The following is a 584-nucleotide window of genomic DNA, read 5'->3' as shown; positions in this document are numbered from 1 at the left end:
TGTGCTTGGAGGAAAAATGCAATATATCGAAGTCAAGAGTAGCCAGATTCCGCTAGATTTTCTGCTTGAAGCCGATCCTTCTGAAGCGAGTATTTCTTCATATTTATCCGATTCATGGTGCTTCGCTGCACTAGATAATGGACGTGTTTTAGCTGCTTGCATAGTGAAGCCACAAACCAATAGCCTTGCTGAGATATTCAATGTCTCTGTATATCCAAAGTTACAAGGTCAAGGTGTTGGTTCTGAATTGCTTAAGTCGGTTCTGTTTCAGTTATCAAGTAAGGGAATCTCACGTGTTGAACTGGGTACAGGCACCCTTGGCTATCAACTGACTTATTATCAGCGTCTTGGCTTTAGGGTTGACTCAATCGTCAAAGATTACTTTTTGCTGAATTATCCAGAGCCAATCTATGAAAATGGTATTCAACACAAAGACATGCTGAGATTGTACGCACAACTTTAGTACGCACATAACAATCTGTTTAAGAGTGATTCGCAACGCTTGGCATTTCACTATGCGTTGCGTTTAGTGTTTAAGGTGGTATGCGGGGGCTTCGGTATTGCGTTGCTCACACCTTAACAGG

General features: G+C 42.0%; 1 protein-coding gene. It reads left to right on the top strand.

Features of this window, described 5'->3' with window-relative positions; translation table 11 throughout:
• Positions 1–16: 16 nt before the first annotated feature.
• Positions 17–463 carry a GNAT family N-acetyltransferase gene (locus LIX84_RS23360; RefSeq protein WP_226422277.1) on the top strand — a complete coding sequence of 149 codons (447 nt, stop codon included), beginning with the start codon at positions 17–19 and terminating at the stop codon, positions 461–463.
• The last annotated feature ends 121 nt before the right edge of the window (positions 464–584 follow it).

It is taken from the genome of Vibrio sp. E14 (assembly GCF_020515785.1).
Taxonomy (GTDB): Bacteria; Pseudomonadota; Gammaproteobacteria; order Enterobacterales; family Vibrionaceae; genus Vibrio; species Vibrio diabolicus.
This window is presented reverse-complemented; position numbering and strand designations above follow the sequence as displayed.